This is a genomic window from Paraburkholderia rhynchosiae, from assembly GCF_002879865.1.
GTDB classification, from domain to species: Bacteria; Pseudomonadota; Gammaproteobacteria; order Burkholderiales; family Burkholderiaceae; genus Paraburkholderia; species Paraburkholderia rhynchosiae.
In genome coordinates, this window is sequence record NZ_PNXY01000101.1 from 1 (window position 1) to 1,332 (window position 1,332).

Here is a 1,332-nt window from a genome sequence, read left to right on the forward strand (position 1 = left end):
CGCCGCAGTCTCGCGCTCTGATCATGCGACATTGCTGGTTCGGCAGTCCCGCCGTCAAGGAGAACCAGATGGAAGCCACAACCATTGCCATCGACCTGGCCAAACGCGTTTTCCAGATTCACTATGTCGAACCAGAGACCGGCACGATTTACAGCAAGGTTCTCAAGCGCGCTCAGCTCGTGCCATTCTTTGCCAACCGGCCTGCGAGCCGTGTCGTTATGGAGGCCTGCGGCAGCGCCCATCACTGAGCCCGCGTCCTGACGCGGCTTGGCCACGACGTGCGGCTCATCGCAGCCCAGTTTGTGCGGCCGTTCGTAAAGTCAAACAAAAACGATGCAGCCGACGCCGCGGCGATCTGGGAAGCCGCACAGCGTCCCGGCATGCGGTTCGTCGCCGTCAAGACCGAAGACCAGCAGGCCATGCTCGCGATGCACCGGATCCGTCAGCAACTCGTGCGCATCCGTGTCATGCACATCACCCAGCTTCGTGGCTTGCTCTACGAGTTTGGCGTGATACTCCCGCAAGGTCGACGCGCATCGATAGAAGCAGCCAGGGTCGCACTGGCTTCACTGGCTGAGCAGTTACCCGCTATGCTGGCAGACAGCCTGCAGGATCAGCTTTCGCGACTGCGGGCACTCGACGAACAGATTGCGCGGATCGAACATCGCATTCTCGAATGGCGAGGCAAGGATGATGCATGCAGACGCATCTCGGAGATACCCGGTGTTGGCTTACTCACGCGACTGCAGCGGTCTCAGTGATCGGACAGGCAAAGACGTTCCGGTCAGGGCGCGAGTTTGCCGCCTATCTCGGTCTCGTACCGCGACAGAACAGTTCGGGAGGCAAGGTAAAGCTCGGCGGCATCAGCAAGCGCGGCGACGTGTATTTGCGCACGCTGCTGATTCACGGTGCCCGGTCAGTCATCTCGGCCTCAAAACATCTGCCAGAAAGAGTAGGTGCGCTACTGATGCGACGTCCCAAGAACGTCGTCGCTGTTGCACTCGCGAACAAGATGGCGCGAACGATCTGGGCGCTGCTGGCGTATGGCCGAACGTATGAGGCAGCCCCCGCGCAGTGATCACGCTTCAAAGCCAGTAACCCCATTCACGGTTGCACAGGTGTATTGAACGATGGCAAGACAGGTTGGACCGCGCAAAGGCAAGCCTGAGACATTTCTCGGACCTTGAGTCCGCCATTTAGATTAGGACCTTTGCGGCGAAATCCATCGGGGCCGGCGGGCATGCCCGCGATCGAGTCCGGATATAAGTCCGCAACCACCCTCCTCGCCACGAACAATTACCTTGCAAATGGGAGGCGACCATATAAGAAATG

At 59.4% G+C, this 1,332-nt stretch carries 1 pseudogene; it reads left to right on the plus strand.

What is annotated here, in order from left to right:
- The first annotated feature begins 68 nt into the window (after positions 1 to 68).
- Positions 69 to 1,078, plus strand: a pseudogene (locus tag C0Z16_RS36960) (IS110 family RNA-guided transposase).
- Positions 1,079 to 1,332 lie beyond the last annotated feature (254 nt).